We start from the raw sequence: 22,268 nt of genomic DNA, 5'->3' as shown, positions 1-22,268 counted from the left end.
ACCATGTACGAAAAACGTGTTTACCGGGATAAAATGCAGGCTGACGGCCTGGTCTATTACCGCGTTGTGGAATATGAGACCGATCTTCTGATTGCGTCGGAAACAGATCAGACCGATTCGATGCGGCGTCAGGTGCACGAAACCCGGAAAATACTGGAGGATTATGGCAAGAAGAACCCTGAATTTCTAACATCGCTTGAGCCGGTGCCGGTTTTACCGCATGACCCAGCCATGATAAAACGGATGAAAACAGCGTCAGCAGCCGTGGGCGTCGGCCCTATGGCCGCGGTGGCGGGAGCGGTCTCAGCAAGTGTTGGAGCGAAGCTGTTAAAACAGAGCAGAGAAGTCATCGTCGAAAATGGCGGTGACTTATTTATAAAAACCGATAAGGTCCGGCGGGTCGCCATTGATGCGGGCCGTTCTGCCTTCAAAGATCTGGCCTTAAGGCTGCAGCCGGCATCCCATCCTCTGGGAATCTGTACTTCCTCTGGCACCATCGGGCATTCGTTCAGCTTTGGAAAGGCTGACGCGGCCACCGTTATCAGCCAGGATGTCTATCTGGCAGATGCCGCGGCTACGGCTCTGGGAAACCGGGTAAAAACCCATGAAGATATCGCCGGCGCCATCGACTGGATTAAAGGCGTCGGCGGTATCAGGGGCGTGCTGATCATTGTCGATAACCGGATGGGCGCATGGGGAGAAATTGAATTGGACTAAAGTGAGGACTATGAAATTTACAGAAGCATTAACAATAAAAAGACTTTATCTTGACGGCGCCATGGGCAGCCTGCTTCAGGCAAAGCTTGAAAATATCGGTCCTGTGCCCGAGGCCCTGACACTGACACGCCCTGAGATCATTCAGGACATTTACAGAGCTTATATCGAAGCCGGATCAGACATTATCACCACCTGTACCTTTGGTGCGAACGGCTATAAGCTGAAGGGAACCGGGTACGACCAGAGAGAAATTATTACAGCTGCGGTGGAGCTGGCAAGGGAGCTGAATCCAGGCTATGTGGCCCTGGATATCGGGCCTCTGGGCGCTTTGATCGGTTCCCTCGGAGAAATCAGCTTTGACGAAGCCTATGGTTATTTTTCGGAGATGGTAGACATCGGGGCAGCGGCAGGGGCAGATGTCCTGCTGATCGAAACCGTGACCGATATCTATGAAATGAAGGCAGCGCTTCTGGCCGCCAGAGAACACAGTGACCTGCCGGTAATCGCCTCAATGACCTTTGAGGAAAACGGGCGCACCCTGACAGGCTCCGATCCCCTGACCGTTGTCACCATTCTCGAAGCTCTGGGCGCAGATGCCATCGGTATTAACTGCTCGACCGGCCCGGATAAAATGATGCCGGTAATCGAGACTCTGCTGAAATACGCGTCGGTGCCTGTGGTTGTTCAGCCCAATGCGGGCCTTCCGTGGGTGTTAAACGGAAATACCTTCTATGATATAACAGCGGATGAATTCGCCGCGTATATGGCGGAAATCGCGCGAAAAGGCGCGGCAGTGCTGGGCGGCTGCTGCGGAACAACGCCGGAATACATTCAAAAGACCATCGCGGCAACAGCAGCGCTGCCGCTTCCAGACCGTCAGACCCTGTCGCCGGAGCAGAGCATGACCCTTGTGGCGACTGGAACAAGGACAGTGGCGCTGGGGCAGGATATCCGCATAATCGGAGAGAGCATTAATCCGACCACCAATGCGGCCTTAAAGGAGGAGCTCCGCCGCGGAGAGCTCTCTCTGGTAAAAAAACTGGCGCTTGAGCAGAAAAAAGAGGGCGCTCATGTTCTTGACATTAATCTGGGACTGCCGGACATTGATGAAAAGGAAATGATGTTGAAAGCGGTCGAGGCTGTCAGCAACCTGGTTGACCTGCCGCTGCAGATTGATTCCTCAGACCCGGAGGTTATCGAGGCAGTGCTGCGCCAGTATAACGGAAAGCCGATTATTAACTCTGTAAATGGTGAGCAGGGCTCAATGGAGCGGATACTGCCCATTGCCAGAAAATACGGAGCCTGTGTTCTTGGCCTGACCATGGATGAGAAGGGCATTCCCGAAAAAGCCGGGGAACGCCTGGCCATCGGACAGCGAATCATTCAAAGGGCGGAGTCTATGGGCGTTCCCAAAAAGAACATGCTGCTTGACTGTCTGGTTTTGACAGCTTCGGCCCAGCAGGAGCAGGTGAGGGAAACCATCAAAGCCTTGGAGCTGATCCGTACCGGGTTGCAGGTGCCAACAGTGCTTGGCGTCAGTAATATTTCCTTTGGCCTGCCAAACCGTGAGCTCATGAACCGGACCTTTCTGACCATGGCCCTTACCGCAGGACTGAACACCCCGATCATGAATCCCTCGGATCAGGGAATGATGGACGCAGTAGCCGCCTTCAGAGGGCTGTGGAGCCATGACAAGAGCTGTATCGAATATGTCACAAAATATAAAACCCGGGAGTCAGCCCCGGCGCCTGAGAAAAAAGGGGGCGCACTGCCGGATCTTAAAACAATGGTGGTCGAGGGAATGAAGGATGAAGCGGCGGCTGCGACGGAAGCACTTCTGAAAACCCAGGAGCCAATGGCCGTTGTCAATGACTATCTGATCCCTGGACTGGATATTGTGGGGGAAGCGTTTGAGACAGGAGAAGCCTTTCTGCCAAACCTTATCTTTGCCGCAGAGGCGGTTCAGAAATCTTTTGAGATCATCAAGCAGCATCTCAGCGCCGAGGAGCAGATCATAAAGGGGCGGATTGTACTGGCGACTGTCTCAGGAGATGTCCACGACATCGGAAAAAATATTCTGAAGGTTATACTGGAAAATTACGGCTATGAGATACTGGATCTGGGCAAGGATGTTGGGACTGAGAAGATTATCGAGACAGTCCAAAAGGAAAACATCCTTCTGGTCGGGCTGAGCGCGCTGATGACAACAACGGTCAAGAACATGGCAGAAACAGTAAGCCAGCTCCATGAGCGGTGTCCAGAAACGGCAGTGATGGTCGGCGGCGCGGTGCTTAACGCTGAGTACGCGGCAGATATCGGCGCAGACTATTACGGTAAGGATGCAAAAGCCGGCGTCAATATTGCCCAGGGAATCTTTGAAAAGTAGATTTGTAAAGATTGTAACAATTCGCGATTAAAATGATACAAGCGATTTCATTATGTTTACTTAATTCATAAAAATTTTAGCTTTATGGTTGTAGGCTTGATACATGTATCGGGTATAATAACAGTAAGTTAAAAAACAGTGAAAGACAGGTGACCGTAATGAAATATGACAAATTGTTGGGTATCGGAATGATTAGCTTCTTAGGCATATTTATTTCGTTACTGGTATAAATTGATCGTTTAATAAAAAAATAAACCCGCTGCCTTGCCTTGGCAGCGGATTTTTTATGGGCCTTTTACTGATGACCTGGAAAGTGAGAGGTTCCCAAGCTATGAATTATTGTTGTTTAAAACGAATATAGTCTAAAACTTCTTTTTTCAAGTCGTCTGGGAACGAAAAATAAGCTGCGAAAGCTTCGGTTTCTTCTTCAGAGAAAACATAAGAGCTTAAAAATTCTTCACCACTCATTGGTTTTGGATTACTTGGCAATAATTTCTGCTGGGATGTTCTACATAATAAATAATCAACAGATACATCAAAAAAGTCAGCGATTTTAATTAATAATTGATTTTCGGGCAAATTTTTATCTTTTTCATATTTAGAAATTGAACTTTTGTTAAGATAAAAAATGTTTGCGAATTTTTCCTGAGTCAGATTTTTAGACAGTCTTAAAGCTTTAAGACGTGAACCAAATGTATTATTCTCCATTTTTCCACCTTCTCTAATAAATATGTTAGTTTTTGACGCAGTGATCATAACCAGTTTATTCAAGTATATATGTTTGTTGCATTTTTGTCAAGTCAAAAAGGAATTATGCCAAACCATTGAGATTTTACATCTATTCTTTTTTATACCGTTCCAAAGGGGGCTCTCTGATTAGCAATAATCTGAAGCAACTCATTGTATTTAGTGGCTTCCAGAGGATTGTTAACCGGGTCGACAGTCACTGGCGCCAGGGTTTGCTTCTGCATGGTTTCCTTTGTCAGCGCTGCGAAAAACTGCTTCATCAGCACATTGGATGATTTAAGATTATTGTCTTTGTATTCATCATAAACAACCTGAGTGATAGTATCATCATCAAAGGTTATTGAAAGCTTGCCTTTATAACCCAAGGCGTCCTCTGCCGGGCTTTCGGCTGTATAGGTCCAGACAAAATCATTGATCACCTTCGGGCTGGTATCTCCGGTTTTGCAGTCGGCAAAGACAGAAGCAGCCAGGCTTTTAAAGTTTTCCGTTGTCTGAGTAGCACCGGTAACCGTATCGACCGAGGGATTCTGTTTTTCGATAAAGCTCGTATAAAGCTTTGAGTAAATGGTGCCGAGGCTTAAATCTGTTTCAGTCCAGCCTTCTTTTGGCGCGGGAACCGACAAGCGGTTTGTGCCCTGTGCGTTGGTTTCCTCATAGGTAACCTTTGTGATAATGCCCTTATGCACAGTGGCGGTTATTTTCTGGCCGTAGCCTCTGGGGTCGTAATACTTGGATATGGCGGTATAGGTACCGTCAACCAGTGCTTCGGATTTTTCAGAGTTGAGAATTTCTCCGGTGATGCTGTTGTTGACAAGTTCCTTTTTACTGCATCCTGAAAGCAAAAGCAGACATGCAAAGGTGAGAATCAAGATACAAATCATATTTTGTTTAATTCGTTGCATGCAGGTCTCCTTTCATCTTAATTCTTTATACCATTATAGAGTAAATATAAACAAAAGAAAAGAGAAAGAATGAAACTCCTTCTCTTTTGTTAAGATTTATTAAATTATAAAGCCGAAGCGTTCATGAGCGGCGGAACCACCTGTTTTTTTCGGGAATAAACACCAGGGAAGAATTTGCTGATGTCATTTTCGCCAATTCCAAAGGCAGCTTCAGCCAGTTTTCTGGATTTTCCGGCCACCAGGATCTCACTTCCCCCCATGATAATATCGGTTACCATCAGAACCGCCAGGTCAAAGCCCTCATCGGCACACGCCTTTTCCATTTCTGATAATACAGGCCGGAGCTGTTTGAACATACCCTTAAAGTCCCCCGTGTTAATTTGGGATACCATAACCTTGTAATCTCCCATGGTAAAGCGCTTGCGGTCCGCGGATAAGATATCCTTCGGCGACATATCTGCCAGATTGCTGCCGGCGACCAGCATGTTTTCGCCATAGGCTTTCAGATCAACCCCGGCGATATCGGCCAGCTCCTCCGCGATTTTCCGGTCGGTTTCGGTGCAGGTAGGGGAGTGGAACAGCAGCGTGTCTGAGATAATGGCAGAAAGCATCACACCAGCCATGGGGCGCGGAATGGGGATGTTCCGCTCATGGTACATCTTGGCCACAATGGTGCAGGTGCAGCCCACTGGTTCAATCCGCAGATAGAGCGGTGTGGCGGTCTGGATTTCAGCCACGCGATGGTGGTCGATAACCTCGATAATTTCGGCTTCCTCCACGCCGCGGATGGACTGCCCGCGTTCGTTGTGATCAACGAGAATGACCTGCTTGCGGTTGTAGTCCAGCAGATTACTTTTGGTAATGGAGGCAAGGACCATCCCGTCCTCAGAGACAACCGGAAAGCGCGTATGATTTGAGGTCAGCATATTTTCCTTGACATCGTCGATGGTTTCATAGGTGACAAAGTATTCCAGGTTCTCGCGCTTTACAAAGTTGGTAATGGGGATTACCTGGGTTAAAAGACGGATAACCTCAAAGGGAGAGTGGTTGGAGAGGAAGACCAGTCCCTTGTAGCTTTCAGGAATCGGCGGTAATTTGCCGATGGGGGTGTTGGAGATGATGATATTTTCCGCGCCTGTCTCAAAGGCCTTTCCAAGGGAGCCGTCATTGAGGGCTGTGACGACAAAGTCCTCAGCGTTGAGCTTCTGGCCGGCAACCAGCTCGGTGTTGGTGTAGACATTACCGGTGACACACGCATAGGGAATATCGCCGATGATCCGGGCGTCCAGAATCTCAATGATATTTTTGTAAGGCGTCTTGGTGTCCTTGAGAATGGACTCGACATAGGGATCGGTGTAGGCCTGAATGATGTCCGGCAGGGAGATAATGCCCAGAAGCTTTTTGTCAGCGTCGACCACGGGCAGAGAACGGCCGGGATTTGAAATAATCTGATTCATGGTCTTCAGCACAGAATCCTGCTCAGTGGCCATTGAAAAATTGTTGAAATGAAGATCCGAAACCTGGGGCTTGACGCTCTTGATCAGCTTTGGCGGCTCCACGTTAAAATAATCCAGTACATATTTTGTCTCTTTATTGATATTACCGAGGCGGCATGCCACCACGTTTTCATTTCCAATGGCCTGTTTCAGGTAGGCGTAGGAAAGCGAAGCGCAGATGGAATCCGTGTCGGGATTTTGATGTCCAAAAACATAAATAGCTTGAGCCATGTTTCAAATTCTCTCCTTTTTTTGTAATTCTATCATACTCCTTGAAAAATGGCTATATTTAAAGGGTTGCAAGTATAAAAGAATGTTTTTCTAACGATTTTCTAACATAATTTAAGCAGCTTGATATTGACGTTCAATATCATCGGCCGGGCAATCATCTTTGATTAACACATGATTATAAATATTAGCAGTGGTAATATAACTTCCGTGACCCATATAATATTGAATTCTACTTATATTGTATTTTGGCACCCCGTTGATTTTAGTATTTGCCAAAATAGAGCAAAAAGTATGCCTTAAATCATGCCATTTAAGATGTCTAAAATTATTCTTTTTCAGTTTGTTTGAGAATGCTTGTGTGACACTACGCGGGATATAGGGTTTTCCATCTTTGTGAAGAAAAACCAAGTCGTGTTCACAACAATAATAATCATTACCAAAGAATAATTTATTTTTACTTTGGTCTGCTTTTAGTGACCTAAAAACAGCAATCAATTCATCATTAATCGGAATTTCTCGTTTAGCGCTGCTTGACTTTAAATTATTAGAAAAGACAAGTTTACCTTCATTTTCGCTTAATTGAAAAGATACATTGATTATTTTTTTTTCGAAATTTATATCTTGCCATCTTAAGCCTAATAGTTCACCACGACGAAGTCCGGTGAGGATTGAGATTTTAACCATTGGGTAAAGATAGTGACCTTCAAGTATTTTGTACACTTCATTCACTTCATCTGGTCTTAAAAAATCATGAATCGGGTTTTCGTGTTTTTTGGAATAAGGAACCTGAAATTCACATGCTTCAAATGGATTCTCAACAATTATTTTTTGTTTAGGACAAAAGCCCACCCAAAAATAGATTTAGTTAATTTCATTATAATTTTAACCGTTCCTTTAGCTTTACCTTGTTTATAAAGTTCTGCGTGGAAAGCTTCTAACTCGTAAGAGGTCACATCTTTTATCTTTTTTTTATCCCCAAAAAAGCCTTTAATATTCACATCTATTATATTCTTATAACGGCTACGAGTTTTTTCGTTAATATTATTTTTATTATTTAGCCAAGAATTAGCACAATTCAATAAAGTGATATTTTTATTTATAATCAAATTATCCTTTTCGAAAATTTTAAACACATTTGTTACTGCACTAATATAGTTAGAGTTAGACTGAAGCTTTGATTTTTCTTTATCTAAATCCTTAGTATTTTTGGATTTTACCCAAAAATCAATACCACAATTTTTTTTATTAAGGGTATATTCCTTGTGGTAGTATCCGGCCGATTTAGATTTGTCTTGCCATTTAAAATGTAAAATCCATTTTGCATTTTTTTTAGGCGAGCCATCTTTGTTCTTTTTACATACAAGAGAAAATTCATAGTTTTGTGGGCTGTTCATATTTACCTCCTTATTAGCTCACAATCACTTGTAAGCTAATAGTATCATATTAATTGCAAACTATTCAAGCTGTTGCTTTTTTTAAATAGATTAAAAAATCATCTTTGGCAATACGCCAACATCTTTCGCTTACCTTTAAGCCTTTTAAAGTTCCATTCTTTAAGTGTTTTCTCACTGTTCTGACATCCACATTAAGAAGTTGGGCGGCCTCTTTGGGTGTTAATGTTGCGCTATTTGTTTCGTCTAGTTTTTTTATTAAAAAATCATAAGTTGACGCACTGTTTTGTGATGAATGCGATGATTCTTTATGGTCGGATGTTGTACCATTTAAAATTTCTTTAAACGAATTAAGACAACTATCCATAGGAATCTTTAACAGATTTTTATTGAAAAATGAATTAGTTGTTTTTGGAAAAAAGGCTACGCTGAGTTTCTCCATAATGCACTCCTTATATCTTAAAATTAAATTTAATTTTTTTTAAAAATATACTTGACAAAATTTTAAAGAGGTGTATAATATTAATGTATAATAGGCTATTTTTACGATAAAATAGTATCATACTCCAATATAAAAATCAAGAGTGTTTTTTTGAAAAATAAAAGAGGTGAACCACAATTTTGGGTTTACCTCTTTTTATTTAGAATTAGCACAGTAAAGATATTTTTATGTTGGTGATAAAATAGATGTAAAAAAGATACAAAGATTTTTTAATTCTCAAATTGATATTTGTCATTAACAATATTAACATAATTGGCTAGCTCTCTGTCCAGTGGAACAAATTCAGCGTCATAGATATCCCTTACGTTTCCAGCGCTTTGAATTCTATCTTCATCACTTGCTTGCGTATTATAAACAACTCTCATTTCAGCAATAGCCCTTTTTCCTAGCTCTCCTAATTCGACAAGTTTATTGAATAAAGCGTTGGATTCTTGATTTTTATCTGATTTATAGCCATTTAAAAAGCTATCGATACTCCTTTCATAGGCGTCAAGTTTTTCTTGCTTTTTATCTGTATTGCGTGTAATATCTGTAACCCCCTCATTACTAATAAATCCTAAAACACGTACATCTTCCATTAAATCGGTCACATTTTGCACATAATCTTTAGCATAATCGGTTGAAATAAAACCAATTGCACTATCTGGGATTAACTCTCTTTTATCCCGGGGATACATTTGATTTATGAGTGCTATTAAGATAAAAAGCACTACAATACCGCAAGCAATTTCAACTAAAGTTCTTTTTTTCATTTTTGATACCTCTCCTTTTTGTTTTTATATAAAATGCTTTATAGCATGCTATCAGGTAGCAGATACCGGGCTTCTTTTATCGTTTTGGCCGCCAGGCTAAAGAAGTACCCGGCTTTGTGTATTGCTGACGCTCTACTTTTTAAATTATTTTGGTGTGCCATATCTATATAAGCGGTCATGGCGGCATAGATAAAATTAGCATATTTTAAAAGTAACTGCTCTATTTTTAAGCTTCTTTGATGGCAGTCTGTTGCACGTGATTGAGCAAGCAAGAAAATTTTAAAGCAATTTCTTATTTCTATACACCTAAAAATAAACTTTTTTCGGTATTCCAGGTCATTTAATTTCCAGAAAAAATAAACATCAAGCGCCAGAACGTTAAAGATTAGGTCTTTAAATTTAGAGTTGGCAGTCAAAAATGCTTTGAAATTGGGTGTTCTAGTATATTCTACTGTAGAACGTGGAGCAGCAAGACCGACCGCCAAAAGAGATTGTTTAATAGACTGTATTACACTCATTTTTTCCTCTTTTTGATGATTATAGCATTATTAATCGTGCATTACAAGTTTACTATAGGATATTAATATACTCATACATATAATGAATATACACACTCGTTAATGTAAATTTACCTTAAAAAGGAGTTTACACAAATGGATAAAAATAGTATGGCTGATAGAATTAGAGCACTAAGAGAAGAAAATGGACTGAGTTTAACGGAATTTGGTAAGAGATTAGAGGTTACAAAGTCGGCCGTACACGCCTATGAGATAGGGTTAAATGTACCTACATTGGCAGTCCTATATAGAATGGCGGCTGAATTTCATATAAGCATTGACTACCTGGCAGGTATTAAGCAGGAAAATAGCCTAGATATAGGCCATTTAACAGCTAAGCAGCGCCAATTTGTACGCCAGATGGTAGGATATTTAGAAACGGTTAAAGAATAGATATGATACTTTCGCTGGATAAAGTGATTAAACGTATAGAAAACACTTAAAAAAACAGGTGTTAATATTAACAATAAATCGTAGGTAAAAAGAAATTTTAAATATAAGACTAAAAAGAAAATTTTTGTATAAAAAACGAATTTTTTTACACAATTACACTGTAAAACCCTCATTTACTTGCGTTAAAACGCTTCTCTCTTATATATATATTTAAGAGTGACCATTCTGAACTATATACAAACAGCCATTCTCAGATTATTTGTGTAAAAGTGCCATAATTATACCTTGGGGCACTAAATCGGAGAATTGCATTTATGCGGTTTTAGTTGGGGAAAGGATACGGAGATTTATGGCTAAGGTGCTACAAGGTTAAAGGTTAATGAACCAAATGGAAAATTTTGGTTGTTGGCGCTTATTGTTTTCGCCTCTTAAATTAAATCCACTTTCCGCTATGCGAAAAGCGTCTTTAATTTGTCTCAAACAAACGCTTTGCACTTAACCTCTTTGGTTCATCGCCCTTTAACATCGCACCACTATGTTGTTATGAACATCAGAATACACAAGCGCCATAATCTTAAATTATAGTATACTTTCTATAGAAATAAAATCCTAGTTTTTTCTGTGTAAATTTAATAATAAATCTCGTTGTTGGCGCTGGAATAGAAGTGCATAACGCCAATATCAAAAATAAAGTAAGTTGAAATTTGAAAAGGTGCGCCAGTCGTTAGCTGAGGATTTAATTTTAAATTTAGTTATATTTTTTTATAATGGCAACATAACATGACAGAATTTAATAACTTTATATAATTTACTTTAAATAGATATATAATTATAAGATGTTTATCTGTTTTTTAGATATTATATAATCCTAAAAATACAATTAATCTCAATATATCTTTATAATTTTTAAAAGAGTATTCATATTGGTAGTTGGTGTATAAATAAAAATAATATTATATATTAAAAATAAAAAAAGGCCATTAAATGGCCTAAATAAGGGATATGAAGCTATGGTTCAAATGTTCTATTACCATTAAATCATGGTACTTATGTAGAGTTTTTATAGTCTTTCTTTACAGGCAATAAGTTGAAACGACCTAAATAAGCCATTTTATGAATGTAAATTTACAATAATGTAGAGTTTTTAAAAAAACGTTCTACATATAAAAATATTGTCAAAAAATTTCAAAAAACATCAATTATCACTAAACGCTTCACAATAGAGCCAGTCACAGAATAATTGGCGCATGCGTAATGAAGGAATATAAAGATAAATATCTTCAGGTTCAGACTTTCTGATAGCAGAACGCCAGACCCACTGTATAAGGTCTGATAGCGCCAAATGTTCTATATTCTCTTTTTTTAAAGAGATACCTTTAAGATTAAAAAAATTAGTAATAATAGGGTCATAGAAGCGGTTGACGAGATAAGCGAGGTGCGTTTTGTGGTCATATTCGTTGGTTGCTTTAGCATTAACCGATACAAAGTTGTCACAGTCCTTGCCCAAATTAATATTATTATCAGATTTTCCCTGGTCTTTTAAAGTTTTTTTAAACTTGTTTGGTTTTTGTTGGTAGGCTTTAAAACATGTCTACATTCGTTTCTTGGCGGGGGTTTTCCTAAAAAAAGAATTTAAATTTAAGGAGAGTTCTACAAAGCTTTTTTGTCTAGATTCTCTTTATACCAGTTGGCGCTTAAAGCATAATAGTCATTGCCTAACTTGTTATATTTTACTTTGCCGCTGTCCTGGTGGACGTGTATATAATGCCTAATAGATTCCCGCCATTCTCTATCCTGGCTCATGAAATCGTCATTTAAGCCCTCTCCGTTTTCATCGGTGGCGGGATGAACGATAAAATTACCATTTGTGTCTTTGGTGGCGTAATACTGCTCATACTCAATATTAAAAAATTGGAAGTAGTAAAATAGCTTTTGGTATTTAAACTGATAGGTAAGGATGTAAATATCCTTAAATAAATCCCCATTAAAAATAATGGGTGGAAATACCTTAACGGGACTGTTATTTTCTTTTTTTAAATTTAAATAAAGGCACTGTTTTTTTATATCATCTTCAAAAGTTCTGTATCTGATAAAAAATGTACAATCTCCCGGAATTTCTAGCATACCATTTTCTGCAATGCTTATCTGTCCGGCGTTTATAAAACTTTTAATATCAAGGTCGCTATAGAGTCTTTTTTCATCGTTTGTAAGGTCTTCACCGTCCAAAATATCGTATTTTTCGACAACGTCCAGAACTTCATCTAAAATTAACGTGTATTGGCGCTCTTTTAATAAGTCAATGGTTTCTCGTGTAATCAGCGAAAAAAGCGAATGTGTGCAGACAATATTGTTATTATTTATGATTAGTTCTTGCCAGTGCCTTTGTTTGCTACCCTTGCCTGCTTTTACGTTTGGTTCTCTAAAGTTTTTCCCTGTACAGCTCTTTCTAATCCGCTCACATTCTTTTAAAAATGGGGTAACATATATAAATTTTTCTTCCCCTAGCGCTTCGTTTATTAGTGCTATCATGCTTTGGCTTTTACCGCTTCCGCAGTGCGAGTCTATTATATTAATCATGGTGCTATACCCCTTTGTTAAAATCTTAATTTTAAGTATTATTGTAACATATTCTATAGCTCCAACAAAGCGCCGATATATTAAAGAAAATATATTATCATATTCAAAACTTTTTGAGTATTGACACCGATTTAAAAATGACGTATAATAAAGGCATTGAGCGGTGTCATAACTTATAGTCAAAATCAAGGGAGAAAAAACAATGATTTACGGATATGCCAGAGTAAGCACAAAAGGCCAGGCCAAAGACGGAAATAGTTTAGAGAGTCAGGAGCGCCAACTTAAGGATAATGGCGCTCAGGTCATTTATAAAGACAGCTTCACGGGAACTAAAAAAGAACGGCCAGAATTGAGTAAGTTATTAGCAGAAATAAAAAAAGGGGATACACTTATTGTTACCAAACTTGATAGAATAGCCCGGAGCATGAGCCAGGGTAGCGAATTAGTTAACAGCTTAATTAGCAAAGGAATAAAGGTTAATATTTTAAATATTGGTACGATGGACAATACCCCCACAAGCAACTTAATCAGAAATATTTTTTTTGCCTTCGCAGAATTTGAGAGGGATATGATTGTTGAAAGAACACAAGAGGGAAAGGCTATAGCAAAAAATAATCCTGATTTTAAAGAGGGACGGCCAAAGAAGTACAGCAAGCAGCAGCTTGAACACGCCTTATCTCTCTTAAAGAATAATTCGTATTCTCAGGTAGAGAAAATGACCGGAATAAGCAAGAGTACGCTAATCAGGGCGAAGAAATCTTGCTATTTTAGCCCTTTTTAAAGGCCAATTAGGCGATAAAAATTTTTAGGGGTACATTTATATCCTGATTTAAATTATCTCGCCTGTATGAAATTGTTGCCGATTTAAAACAGCCTAAAACATAATAAAATAGAGGTTTTGGCGCTTTAAATAAAAGTAATTAAACAAAAAGAAAGGCGGCCTGATCCGGCCGCCGCATGATTATCTTGTTAAATTTTAAAAAAAGTGGTATAATATAAAAAAGACGTAGGGGACACCGAAAACGGTTCTCCCCAGGTTTATGGTTTGAACCGCTCTAGTTTCTCAGGCTATGGAGCGGTTTTTTTATTTATCATCATCGTTTTTGTGAGCTGCATGATTCCAGAGTAGTAACACTATGTCTATAAGTAGCCATATTATAATTACTCTCATGGGCGTACCCCTTTTCTAGTGGGGCTTATTTGAACCGTCCGGTGCCGTAGAAGTGATGTCCTCTACAATTAAAAATTATAGCATAAATGGTGATTTTTAACAAAAAAATCTTATAAGTTTTTCAAAATTAATAATGGCTCATTAAAAAATAAGCCTTAGAAGATAAATCGGATATATGTCACTATTGAAGTGGTAGTGGTTCCGTGTCTTGTAAATAAAATTCTCTATAATTTTCACTGCCGATATCTTCAGAAGGTTTTTGGGTTCCTTTTTGATAATGAACTTCTACGGCTTTTACACTTGCTATTCCTGTATCGTCTTTATGTGTGCACTTCACTTTTACAGTTTGTCCCGGTTCCACAATTGATGGGTCAAGCGGGTATGTAGTCCCAATTATATTACCATCTTTGTCTAACTCGTTAAGAATTACACATATAGTGTTTACAGGGCTATCTGTATTATTTTTCATGGTAAAAGAGGTATTCCAATAACCAAAAGTATCATGGCTTATAACTTCTTGTCCAACTAATTCAATGTTCTGCATTTCTTTTGTTTTAGCAGTAGGGTTACTATTTCCACAACCCGCTAGAAAGAAAACACTAGTAATTACAACTAATAATACAATAGTTTTCTTTTTCATTTCTTTACTCCGTTTCATATTTTTTATTAAACTCTTCCTTTTTTTTATCATATTCTTCACTTTGCCTATTTAGCTCGTCATATTCTTTTTTCAGTTGGTTATACTATGCTTCTTCTTCGGCTGTTATTGCTTCGCCACGATTTATCTTATCCTCTAATTCCTTTATACATGTCTCATATTTTTCGCCTAGCGCTTTATATTTTTCGAATAGTTCTTTAGATTCTTTAGCTATATTGCTACTTTCTACCGCTTTATCTATAGTAGCTTTATTGGCGGCAATAGATTGCGCGTTTTGTTTTTGCCCAAACTCTTTAGCGCCAAACATAATACCAAATACAACTAAAACAACTAAAATAACAATAGCAATTGTTTTCTTTTTGCTTGCTTCCATTTCTTTTTCCTCCTGTTATCTTTTAAAACATTTTAACATGTTTTAAATTGATTGTACAGTAAAGTAGACTTTAAAGTTAGTTAATAGACATATAAAATAAGGCGCTTATCTTGAATGTGAGTTAAACTAAATCAAAAGTGAGGTTATGCCATGATAACACCGGGAATTAGAATAAAGGAACTACGAGAGCAAGCGGGATATACTCAAAATGAGATTGCAAAAAAGCTTAATTTATCACGGTCAAATATATCACAATGGGAATCTGGCTTAAGCGTCCCAACATTAAAAAACGCGCTACAGCTCAAAGAACTTTACGGTGTCTCTCTAGATTACCTAATGGGGTTGGAATCTAAAGAGACAATAGATATCTCTGACCTATCTAATAATGAAAAAGAAGTTATATTAAGAATGTTAAAGTGTTTAAAAGACAAAGAAAACAATTGATAAAAAGTGAGTCTTACAAAATAGATTTAAATCAAGATAAAAAATAGTATCTCATACCTAAATTAAAAGCTACCTTATCAAAATTATTGTATAGGGTAGCTTTTTGATTACAAGTGAATTGTGAGTAAATTAATTTTCTAACAGGTTTTCTAATTTTCTAACAAAAAATCTAACAAAATACTTAAAAACAGCGAGCAAGAAATTTCGCCTTTTTAAAAAAAGAAATCGCTAAAACCGTTTATTTAAGCGGCTTCCAGTGCTTTTTGTTGTTTTTTAATGTTTCCACATGATTCTTAATGTTTTTGACGTGATAGAATTTTGTAATACTATCATAATAAGAAGGAAAAATCCATCAATAATCGCTGTAAAGGGTATCAGGTTATAAGACGCAGGAAATTAAGCTTCTGCTACAGGGGTTGGGTTAAAAGGAATATTTAAGCCAGGTAATAAAAAAGGGCAAAAGCTTTCGCTTCTGTCCCTCAGATTTACAGCGTGTTTATGGCAGCTTCGAGGCGGGAAAAGGCCTTTTCCAGGGTCGCTTTTGGACAGGCGATATTAAAGCGTTCAAAGCCTTCGCCCTCTGGGCCGAACATGGCGCCCCGGTCCAGCCACAGCCTGGCCTTGTTGACCATCAGGTCCTCCAGCGCATCCTCAGACAGGCCAAGCGCTTTGAAATCGAGCCATACAAGATAGGTCCCCTCCGGTTCGACAAGTTTTACCTGCGGTAAATTTTCCCTCAGGAAATCACGGATAAAGGCTAAATTCGCAGTGAGATACCGCTTCAGGGCTTCCAGCCATTCTGCGCCGTGGGCATAGGCGGCCTGGCAGGCAACCAGGCCCATAAGGCCCACCTGGCTGAAGCCGGAGCGCTCCATTTCGGCCTTAAAGGCGTGGCGCAGTGTGCGGTTGGGTATAAAAATATTGGAGGCCTGAAGCCCGGCCAGATTAAAGGTTTTGCTGGGAGCTGTGCAGGTCAGGCTGATGTCGGCAAACTCAGGCTTAATGCTGGCAAAAATGGTGTGGGTCTGTCCTTCATATACAAAATCCGCATGGATTTCGTCTGAGACAATGGTCACATGATGGGCAAGGCAGATATCTCCCATGCGCCTCAGCTCGTCTTTTGTCCAGACGCGGCCAACAGGATTATGTGGGCTGCAGAGAATAAAAAGCCTGACGTCATTGTCGATAATCTTCTGCTCAAAATCTTCAAAATCAATGGTATAACGGCCATCGCTGTAAACCAGCGGACTGTTTACCAATTGCCGTTCATTAACCTCAATACAACGTGTAAAGGGATAGTAGACTGGCCGCTGGATCAGTACTGCGTCACCCTTTTCGGTCAGGCCGCGCACAGCCGTAGCGATGGCGTAGACAACGCCAGGGGTTTTGACCAGCCAGGAGGCCTCCGGCTCCCAGCCAAAACGGCTGCTGTACCAGGTATGCAGCGTGTCGAAGTAATCAGACTTTACATCGGAATAACCATAAATGCCGTGGGCGCTGGCTTTGACCAGAGCGTCGGCGACGGGCTGGGGCGTCTTGAAATCCATATCGGCTACCCACAGAGGAAGGATATCCTCAGGCATGCCCCGCTCCGTGGCAAAATCATACTTGATGGAGCCGGTGTTTCTCCGGTCCACGATTTCATCAAAATTATAAGACATAACTTCCTCCTATTTCAGTGCCTGATCGAGATCGGCAATGAGATCATTAATATCTTCCAGCCCCACAGACAAACGCAGCAGACAATCGTCAATACCGAGGGATTTCCGGATGTCTTCAGGCACGTCGGCATGGGTCTGAAGCATCGGATAGGTGATCAGAGATTCAACGCCGCCCAGGCTTTCGGCATACAGAATGAGGGAAACGCGTTCCAGCACGTTTACCGCTGTCTGGGGCGAATCAACCTTAAAGGAAATCATTGCGCCGAAGCCTCTGGCCTGCTTTTGGGAAAGCGCGTAGTCCGGGTGGTCCGGAAGACCAACATAAAAGACTTTCTTAATCCGGGCGTGGTGTGAGAGCCACTCAGATAATTCTAACGCATTTTGCTGCTGTCTGTCCATACGTATGGCTAAAGTTTTTATACCCCGAAGCACTAGCCAGCTGTCAAAAGGAGAAAGACAGGCGCCTGTGGTTCCGTAAATAAAGCGGAGGCGCTGGGATAAAGCTTCATTTCCGGTAACAAGGAAGCCGGCAAGTGTATCGTTATGTCCAGATAAGTACTTTGTGCCGCTGTGCACGACCACATCTGCGCCAAGCACCAGCGGGTTTAAATAACAGGGGGTCAGAAAGGTATTGTCCATCAGCAGTAAAAGGCCGTGAGCCTTTGCGATTTCGGCCATTGCTTTTATATCGGTCACCTTCATCATGGGATTGGTCGGTGTTTCGATGAAAACAGCCCGGGTGGAGGTCGTGACAGCGCTTTTAACCGCCGCGGGTTCCGAAGTGTTCACAGGGGTGAAGAGCAGCCCGTGGTTAGAGGAAATGCTGTTAAACAGCCGGTGTGAGCCGCCGTAGAGGTCATCGGAGATAATGATGTGGTCGCCGCTTTTAAACAGCTCGAAAAGGGCCGTAATGGCGGCCATGCCGGAAGAAAAGGCCAGGGCGTCGGTCCCGCGCTCCAGATTGGCGAGGGTTTCTTCAAGGTGCTCCCGGGTCGGGTTTTGAATGCGCGAATAGTCGTAGCCGGTGCTCTGCCCGACGCCAGGGTGGGCAAAGGTGGCGTTTTGAAAAATAGGGACAGAAACGGCGCCGGTATCGTTGTGATAAACGTTAGAACCGTGAATACAGAGGGTATTAATGTTCATAGGGAAATCTGCTTTATAAATGATATAAGACATAGCGGGTAAATATGTTTTTATAATCATAGTATGAAAAGGCTGAAAAGTCAATGACTTTTTAAAACATATATGAAAAATATGAATTATTTTTTAAAAGCGCTTGACAGAAGTGGAATCCAGGCATATAATAAAAGCATAGTAATCATATATGAAAAACATAAAATAAAATAAAGTTAAACGGAGGAAAACAAAATGGCTAAAATTTATAAGAGTCTAACGGAATTAATCGGAAGAACCCCCCTTCTGGAGCTCAGCAATTATGAAAAGAAAAATGCGCTGGACGCCACAGTGCTGGCGAAGCTCGAATACTTTAATCCAGCGGGAAGCGTAAAGGACCGTATTGCAAAGGCGATGATTGATGACGCTGAAGCAAAGGGACTGCTGAAGGAAGGCTCCGTTATTATTGAACCGACAAGCGGCAATACCGGGATTGGCCTGGCAAGCGTCGCCGCTGCCAGAGGCTACCGTGTGATCCTGACAATGCCTGAAACCATGAGTGTGGAACGCAGAAAGCTCTTAAAAGCCTACGGGGCAGAGCTGGTGCTGACCGACGGCGCGGCTGGCATGAAGGGCGCTATGGCAAAGGCTGAAGCGCTGGCAAAGGAAACTCCCGGCGCCTTTATTCCGGGACAGTTTGTTAATCCTGCGAACCCGGCAGTCCACCGGGCGACAACCGGCCCTGAAATCTGGGAAGATACAGATGGAAAAGTGGATTATTTCGTAGCGGGCATCGGTACAGGCGGCACCATTACCGGGGTAGGTGAATACCTGAAATCTAAAAATCCGGATTTAAAGGTCATCGCTGTGGAACCAACGGGGTCCCCGGTGCTGTCAGAAGGAAAGGCCGGTCCGCATAAGATTCAGGGGATCGGTGCAGGCTTTGTACCGGATACACTGAACACAGGTGTCTATGATGAAATCATCCGGGTCGATAATGAGGACGCTTTTGCCACAGGGCGTGAGATAGCAAGGGAGGAAGGCCTGCTGGTCGGTATTTCTTCGAGTGCGGCCCTCTGGGCGGCGGCGCAGCTTGCAAAGCGTCCTGAAAATAAAGGAAAGAATATTGTTGTTCTGCTGCCGGATACGGGAGAACGTTACCTGTCAACCGCTCTGTTTGAAGAATAATCTGAAATAAAAAAACAGGTGTGTACCAAAAATGCGTACACACCTGTTTTTTAATGCCGTAATTCAATAACACGCTGGTTGCGGCTTCCGCGAAAGGGAAGGGTCAGATCGCGCTTTTCAAACTGGAACGGCCCGTCGATGAGCAGGTCCGTTTCCCGGAGCAGCGCGTCGATGCCTTTATCCTTCATGGCTTTCAGCTTTTCAAGCGTATAGCCTGTGTAGGTTACCACATCCAGCCCGTTGCTGTGGAGCTTCTGAGCCAGATCGGCCAGAGGTGCTGGCTGCAAAAAAGGTTCTCCGCCGCTGAAGGTAACGCCCTGGAGCAGCGGATTCTCCATTATTTGTGAGAACAGCATTTCTGTTTCCACAAAAGTGCCTCCTGTCCTCTGATGTGTCTGGGGATTATGGCAGCCAGGGCAGCGGTGCGGGCAGCCCTGGGTAAAAATAACGAAACGGAGCCCTGGACCGTCGACAATGGATTCCTGGATACAGTTATTGATTTGCAGAAATGCCATGCTTCACCCTCGCTTTCTCCTCGGCCCGCTTCGCGTTGTTCCAGCGGTCCGTGGTGCCTACCAGGTAGCCGGTGATACGGCGGATACGCTCAAAATCAGGGTTTCCGTCCCCCTCGTGCCGGTGGCAGTTTGGACATTCCTCGCCGATGATGCCGTTGTAGCCGCAAACCGGGTCGCGGTCCACGGGATGGTTGATGGAGCCATAGCCAATACCGGCTTCCTTCATGCAGCGGACAATTTTTTCAAAGGCCGAAAGGTTCGCGCTGGCGTTTCCGTCCAGCTCGACATAGCTGATGTGTCCGGCGTTGGTGTACTCATGATAGGGCGCCTCCAGCTGGATTTTCTGATAGGCCTGAATGGGATAATAGACCGGAACATGGAAGGAGTTGGTATAGAACTCCCGGTCGGTAACGCCGGGCACAGTCCCGAACTTTTCGCGGTCAATGGCGACAAAACGGCCGCTCAGTCCTTCAGCCGGTGTGGCGAGCAGGGTAAAGTTCAAGCCGGTCTTTTCGGATTCGCTGTCCATCATACGGCGCATATGTCCAATTATCTGAAGTCCGAGGGCCTGGCTCTCTGCGCTTTCGCCGTGGTGCATGCCAGTAAGGGCCTTGAGCGTCTCGGCGAGTCCGATGAAGCCGACGCTGAGGGTCCCGTGCTTTAAAACATCCTCGACCCGGTCGTCCCGGCCAAGGGTTTCCGAGTTGATCCAAACCCCCTGTCCCATCAGGAAGGGATAATTTCTGCCGCGCTTGGCGGCCTGTATTTTAAAGCGGTGCAGCAGCTGGGTCGTAACCAGAGCGAGGCGCTCATCCAGAAGCTTATAGAAGGTATCGAGGCTTCTCTCAGACTCCAGGGCAATCCTGGGTAAATTGATGGAGGTAAAGCTCAAGTTGCCCCGTCCGCAGGTGATTTCATTTTCAGGGTCGAAATGATTGCCCATAACCCGGGTACGGCAGCCCATGTAAGCCACCTCTGTATTATAATCGCCTTCTTTGTAATACTGCAGGTTAAATGGAGCATCCAAAAAGCTGAAGTTTGGGAAAAGACGCATGGAGGAGGTTTCGATGGCCAGCTTAAAAAGATCGTAATTGGGATCGGCCTCGTTATAGTTGACGCCCTCCTTTACCTTGAAAATCTGAACCGGAAAAATGGGGGTCTCTCCATTGCCCAGTCCGGACATTGTGGCTTTCAGCAGATTTCTGACCACCATACGTCCCTCGGCGGAGGTGTCGGTTCCGTAATTTACAGAGGAGAAGGGAACCTGTGCGCCGGCCCGGGAGTTCATGGTATTCAGATTATGAATAAAGGCCTCCATTGCCTGATAGGTGGCTTCCTCAGCCTCGCGCAGGGCGGTCTGACAGGCTAGCTTGTGTATTTTTTCAATGATCGGGGCATCAAAAGAAGACCCGGTAAAAAATGCGGCCAGCTCCCGGCCAAAGGCCTCCTGGGTATCCATGGTGACCGGAGCGCCGATTTTTTCAAAGGCAGAGGCGGCCATATCGGCAACGGCTTCGCGGTCGTGGCCAGAGCAGACGCTGAGGTCGTTAATCAGGGCCTTGCGGTACAGCTTGCTGAAGGTTTTGACAATGCCTGGCGCCATGGCGTAGTCGAAGTTTGGAATGCTCTGTCCGCCGTGCATTTCATTCTGGTTTGCCTGAATGGCAATGCAGGCCAGGGCAGAGTAGCTGCGGATGTCATTTGGCTCGCGCAGATAGCCGTGCCCCGTTGAGAAACCGTCCTTAAAGAGCTTGATCAGGTCAATCTGACAGCAGGTTTCTGTCAGCATATAGAAGTCTTTATCGTGAATATGAATATCACCGGAGGTGTGCGCATCCGCGATTTCCCGCGGGAGAATATAATGATCAATAAAATATTTTGACCCCTCAGAACCATATTTGAGCATGGTTCCCATTGCCGTATCCGAGTCGATATTGGCGTTTTCCCGTTTCAGGTCCGCGTCCTCAGCGTAGCGGAAGGTTAAATCCTTATAGATTTCCATCAAATCGCTCTCAGCCTGACGCGTTTTAGCGTGCTCGGCGCGGTACAGAATATAGGCCTTGGCGGTTTTGGCGTAATCAGCCTTGATCAGCGTCTCCTCCACAATATCCTGTATCTGCTCCACCGACGGGCGGCCCAAAGGCTCAGCCGCTGTGGTAACCACATTGGTCAGAAACTCAATGTGCTTTTCGGTCATGGATTCGCCGCTTACAGAGATGTTGGCCTTATAAATGGCATTGCTGATTTTATGAGGGTCGAAAGGCGCCACAGACCCGTTTCTTTTTATAATAGTGTCGATCATTACATCATTCCTCCGGATGCTTAGTTAGTGTAGGTTACATCAAAAATCATACTATATATTGTGTCCTCTGTCAATTTGTGGACAATATTTTGTGAAAATGATTAAAATGAGGGAATGAGGGGGCTGAGGCCTGTGGATAAAAAATGTGCACAAAAATTTTTAATGAATAAGCATAAAAGAGAACAAAATTTT

The 22,268-nt window shown here is 42.4% G+C and carries 21 protein-coding genes; 6 read left to right on the top strand and 15 right to left on the bottom strand.

The genetic code is table 11. The features are described from left to right. Positions 1–3 precede the first annotated feature (3 nt). Both I2B62_RS11965 and I2B62_RS11960 read left to right on the top strand, forming a co-directional pair. Positions 4–717: a UPF0280 family protein gene (locus I2B62_RS11965; protein ID WP_195269306.1), complete on the top strand. Its 714-nt coding sequence runs from the start codon at positions 4–6 to the stop codon at positions 715–717. A gap of 10 nt (positions 718–727) precedes the next feature. After that, positions 728–3,103: a homocysteine S-methyltransferase family protein gene (locus I2B62_RS11960; RefSeq protein ID WP_195269305.1), complete on the top strand. Its 2,376-nt coding sequence runs from the start codon at positions 728–730 to the stop codon at positions 3,101–3,103. Positions 3,104–3,439: 336 nt separating this feature from the next. On the opposite strand, the gene I2B62_RS11955 is transcribed toward I2B62_RS11960, so the two are convergent. The 8 genes from I2B62_RS11955 to I2B62_RS11920 form a co-directional block, all read right to left on the bottom strand. Then, complete coding sequence (locus I2B62_RS11955; RefSeq protein WP_013381903.1) at positions 3,440–3,811, bottom strand: helix-turn-helix domain-containing protein; 372 nt, start codon at positions 3,809–3,811, stop codon at positions 3,440–3,442. A gap of 140 nt (positions 3,812–3,951) precedes the next feature. Further along, a complete protein-coding gene (locus I2B62_RS11950; RefSeq protein WP_195269303.1) occupies positions 3,952–4,752 on the bottom strand; it encodes a hypothetical protein in 801 nt (266 codons plus the stop codon). A gap of 104 nt (positions 4,753–4,856) precedes the next feature. Next, the gene (locus tag I2B62_RS11945; protein WP_195269302.1) at positions 4,857–6,479 is read right to left on the bottom strand and encodes a putative manganese-dependent inorganic diphosphatase; all 1,623 of its coding nucleotides are present in this window, start codon (positions 6,477–6,479) and stop codon (positions 4,857–4,859) included. A gap of 111 nt (positions 6,480–6,590) precedes the next feature. Continuing rightward, a complete protein-coding gene (locus I2B62_RS11940; RefSeq protein WP_207735998.1) occupies positions 6,591–7,328 on the bottom strand; it encodes a site-specific integrase in 738 nt (245 codons plus the stop codon). After that, positions 7,301–7,873, bottom strand: a complete 573-nt coding sequence (locus I2B62_RS11935) for a hypothetical protein (RefSeq protein WP_195269300.1) — start codon at positions 7,871–7,873, stop codon at positions 7,301–7,303. The genes I2B62_RS11940 and I2B62_RS11935 overlap by 28 nt, the downstream gene beginning before the upstream one ends. A gap of 64 nt (positions 7,874–7,937) precedes the next feature. Continuing rightward, positions 7,938–8,312: a helix-turn-helix domain-containing protein gene (locus I2B62_RS11930; protein ID WP_195269299.1), complete on the bottom strand. Its 375-nt coding sequence runs from the start codon at positions 8,310–8,312 to the stop codon at positions 7,938–7,940. 269 nt (positions 8,313–8,581) lie between these two features. Then, positions 8,582–9,124, bottom strand: a complete 543-nt coding sequence (locus I2B62_RS11925; protein WP_195269298.1) for a hypothetical protein — start codon at positions 9,122–9,124, stop codon at positions 8,582–8,584. Positions 9,125–9,162: 38 nt separating this feature from the next. Next, positions 9,163–9,642, bottom strand: coding sequence for a hypothetical protein (locus I2B62_RS11920; protein WP_195269297.1), 480 nt, complete (start codon positions 9,640–9,642; stop codon positions 9,163–9,165). Between the two features lie 135 nt (positions 9,643–9,777). On the opposite strand from I2B62_RS11920, the gene I2B62_RS11915 reads away from it, so the two are divergent. Continuing rightward, positions 9,778–10,074: a helix-turn-helix transcriptional regulator gene (locus tag I2B62_RS11915; protein ID WP_195269296.1), complete on the top strand. Its 297-nt coding sequence runs from the start codon at positions 9,778–9,780 to the stop codon at positions 10,072–10,074. A 1,650-nt stretch (positions 10,075–11,724) separates the two neighbouring features. Here the strand turns inward: I2B62_RS11915 and I2B62_RS11910 are convergent. Then, positions 11,725–12,651 (bottom strand): DEAD/DEAH box helicase family protein, encoded by a 927-nt coding sequence (locus I2B62_RS11910; RefSeq protein WP_195269295.1) that lies wholly within the window; start codon positions 12,649–12,651, stop codon positions 11,725–11,727. 202 nt (positions 12,652–12,853) lie between these two features. Here I2B62_RS11910 and I2B62_RS11905 point away from each other — a divergent pair, with 202 nt between their 5' ends. Beyond that, positions 12,854–13,432 carry a recombinase family protein gene (locus tag I2B62_RS11905; RefSeq protein WP_195269294.1) on the top strand — a complete coding sequence of 193 codons (579 nt, stop codon included), beginning with the start codon at positions 12,854–12,856 and terminating at the stop codon, positions 13,430–13,432. 571 nt (positions 13,433–14,003) lie between these two features. Here the strand turns inward: I2B62_RS11905 and I2B62_RS11900 are convergent. Further along, positions 14,004–14,462, bottom strand: a complete 459-nt coding sequence (locus I2B62_RS11900; protein WP_195269293.1) for an FxLYD domain-containing protein — start codon at positions 14,460–14,462, stop codon at positions 14,004–14,006. Between the two features lie 103 nt (positions 14,463–14,565). Continuing rightward, positions 14,566–14,853, bottom strand: a complete 288-nt coding sequence (locus I2B62_RS11895) for a hypothetical protein (protein ID WP_195269292.1) — start codon at positions 14,851–14,853, stop codon at positions 14,566–14,568. A gap of 150 nt (positions 14,854–15,003) precedes the next feature. Here I2B62_RS11895 and I2B62_RS11890 point away from each other — a divergent pair, with 150 nt between their 5' ends. After that, positions 15,004–15,297 carry a helix-turn-helix transcriptional regulator gene (locus I2B62_RS11890; protein ID WP_074616631.1) on the top strand — a complete coding sequence of 98 codons (294 nt, stop codon included), beginning with the start codon at positions 15,004–15,006 and terminating at the stop codon, positions 15,295–15,297. Positions 15,298–15,782: 485 nt separating this feature from the next. Here the strand turns inward: I2B62_RS11890 and I2B62_RS11885 are convergent, their stop codons facing one another. Further along, complete coding sequence (locus I2B62_RS11885) at positions 15,783–16,958, bottom strand: MalY/PatB family protein (RefSeq protein ID WP_195269291.1); 1,176 nt, start codon at positions 16,956–16,958, stop codon at positions 15,783–15,785. 9 nt (positions 16,959–16,967) lie between these two features. After that, positions 16,968–18,101, bottom strand: coding sequence for a PLP-dependent aspartate aminotransferase family protein (locus I2B62_RS11880; RefSeq protein ID WP_195269290.1), 1,134 nt, complete (start codon positions 18,099–18,101; stop codon positions 16,968–16,970). A gap of 225 nt (positions 18,102–18,326) precedes the next feature. Between I2B62_RS11880 and cysK the strand changes: the two genes are divergently transcribed. After that, entirely contained in the window at positions 18,327–19,259 is a 933-nt protein-coding gene (gene cysK / locus I2B62_RS11875; protein WP_195269289.1) for a cysteine synthase A, read from the top strand. 50 nt (positions 19,260–19,309) lie between these two features. Here the strand turns inward: cysK and nrdG are convergent, their stop codons facing one another. Both nrdG and I2B62_RS11865 read right to left on the bottom strand, forming a co-directional pair. Next, positions 19,310–19,774, bottom strand: a complete 465-nt coding sequence (gene nrdG / locus I2B62_RS11870) for an anaerobic ribonucleoside-triphosphate reductase activating protein (protein WP_195269288.1) — start codon at positions 19,772–19,774, stop codon at positions 19,310–19,312. Continuing rightward, on the bottom strand, positions 19,752–22,076 hold the full coding sequence (locus I2B62_RS11865; RefSeq protein WP_195269287.1) for an anaerobic ribonucleoside triphosphate reductase: 2,325 nt from the start codon (positions 22,074–22,076) through the stop codon (positions 19,752–19,754). The genes nrdG and I2B62_RS11865 overlap by 23 nt, the downstream gene beginning before the upstream one ends. Positions 22,077–22,268 lie beyond the last annotated feature (192 nt).

The sequence above is a fragment of the Eubacterium sp. 1001713B170207_170306_E7 genome, from assembly GCF_015547515.1.
Classification (GTDB): Bacteria; Bacillota; Clostridia; order Eubacteriales; family Eubacteriaceae; genus Eubacterium.
This window is presented reverse-complemented; position numbering and strand designations above follow the sequence as displayed.

Coding starts and splice junctions, on each gene's coding strand:
- I2B62_RS11965 (WP_195269306.1), top strand. CDS start 4: ATGTACGAAAAACGTGTTTACCGGGATAAAATGCAGGCTGACGGCCTG.
- I2B62_RS11960 (WP_195269305.1), top strand. CDS start 728: ATGAAATTTACAGAAGCATTAACAATAAAAAGACTTTATCTTGACGGC.
- I2B62_RS11955 (WP_013381903.1), bottom strand. CDS start 3,811: ATGGAGAATAATACATTTGGTTCACGTCTTAAAGCTTTAAGACTGTCT.
- I2B62_RS11950 (WP_195269303.1), bottom strand. CDS start 4,752: ATGCAACGAATTAAACAAAATATGATTTGTATCTTGATTCTCACCTTT.
- I2B62_RS11945 (WP_195269302.1), bottom strand. CDS start 6,479: ATGGCTCAAGCTATTTATGTTTTTGGACATCAAAATCCCGACACGGAT.
- I2B62_RS11935 (WP_195269300.1), bottom strand. CDS start 7,873: ATGAACAGCCCACAAAACTATGAATTTTCTCTTGTATGTAAAAAGAAC.
- I2B62_RS11930 (WP_195269299.1), bottom strand. CDS start 8,312: ATGGAGAAACTCAGCGTAGCCTTTTTTCCAAAAACAACTAATTCATTT.
- I2B62_RS11925 (WP_195269298.1), bottom strand. CDS start 9,124: ATGAAAAAAAGAACTTTAGTTGAAATTGCTTGCGGTATTGTAGTGCTT.
- I2B62_RS11920 (WP_195269297.1), bottom strand. CDS start 9,642: ATGAGTGTAATACAGTCTATTAAACAATCTCTTTTGGCGGTCGGTCTT.
- I2B62_RS11915 (WP_195269296.1), top strand. CDS start 9,778: ATGGATAAAAATAGTATGGCTGATAGAATTAGAGCACTAAGAGAAGAA.
- I2B62_RS11910 (WP_195269295.1), bottom strand. CDS start 12,651: ATGATTAATATAATAGACTCGCACTGCGGAAGCGGTAAAAGCCAAAGC.
- I2B62_RS11905 (WP_195269294.1), top strand. CDS start 12,854: ATGATTTACGGATATGCCAGAGTAAGCACAAAAGGCCAGGCCAAAGAC.
- I2B62_RS11900 (WP_195269293.1), bottom strand. CDS start 14,462: ATGAAAAAGAAAACTATTGTATTATTAGTTGTAATTACTAGTGTTTTC.
- I2B62_RS11895 (WP_195269292.1), bottom strand. CDS start 14,853: ATGGAAGCAAGCAAAAAGAAAACAATTGCTATTGTTATTTTAGTTGTT.
- I2B62_RS11890 (WP_074616631.1), top strand. CDS start 15,004: ATGATAACACCGGGAATTAGAATAAAGGAACTACGAGAGCAAGCGGGA.
- I2B62_RS11885 (WP_195269291.1), bottom strand. CDS start 16,958: ATGTCTTATAATTTTGATGAAATCGTGGACCGGAGAAACACCGGCTCC.
- I2B62_RS11880 (WP_195269290.1), bottom strand. CDS start 18,101: ATGAACATTAATACCCTCTGTATTCACGGTTCTAACGTTTATCACAAC.
- cysK (WP_195269289.1), top strand. CDS start 18,327: ATGGCTAAAATTTATAAGAGTCTAACGGAATTAATCGGAAGAACCCCC.
- nrdG (WP_195269288.1), bottom strand. CDS start 19,774: ATGGCATTTCTGCAAATCAATAACTGTATCCAGGAATCCATTGTCGAC.
- I2B62_RS11865 (WP_195269287.1), bottom strand. CDS start 22,076: ATGATCGACACTATTATAAAAAGAAACGGGTCTGTGGCGCCTTTCGAC.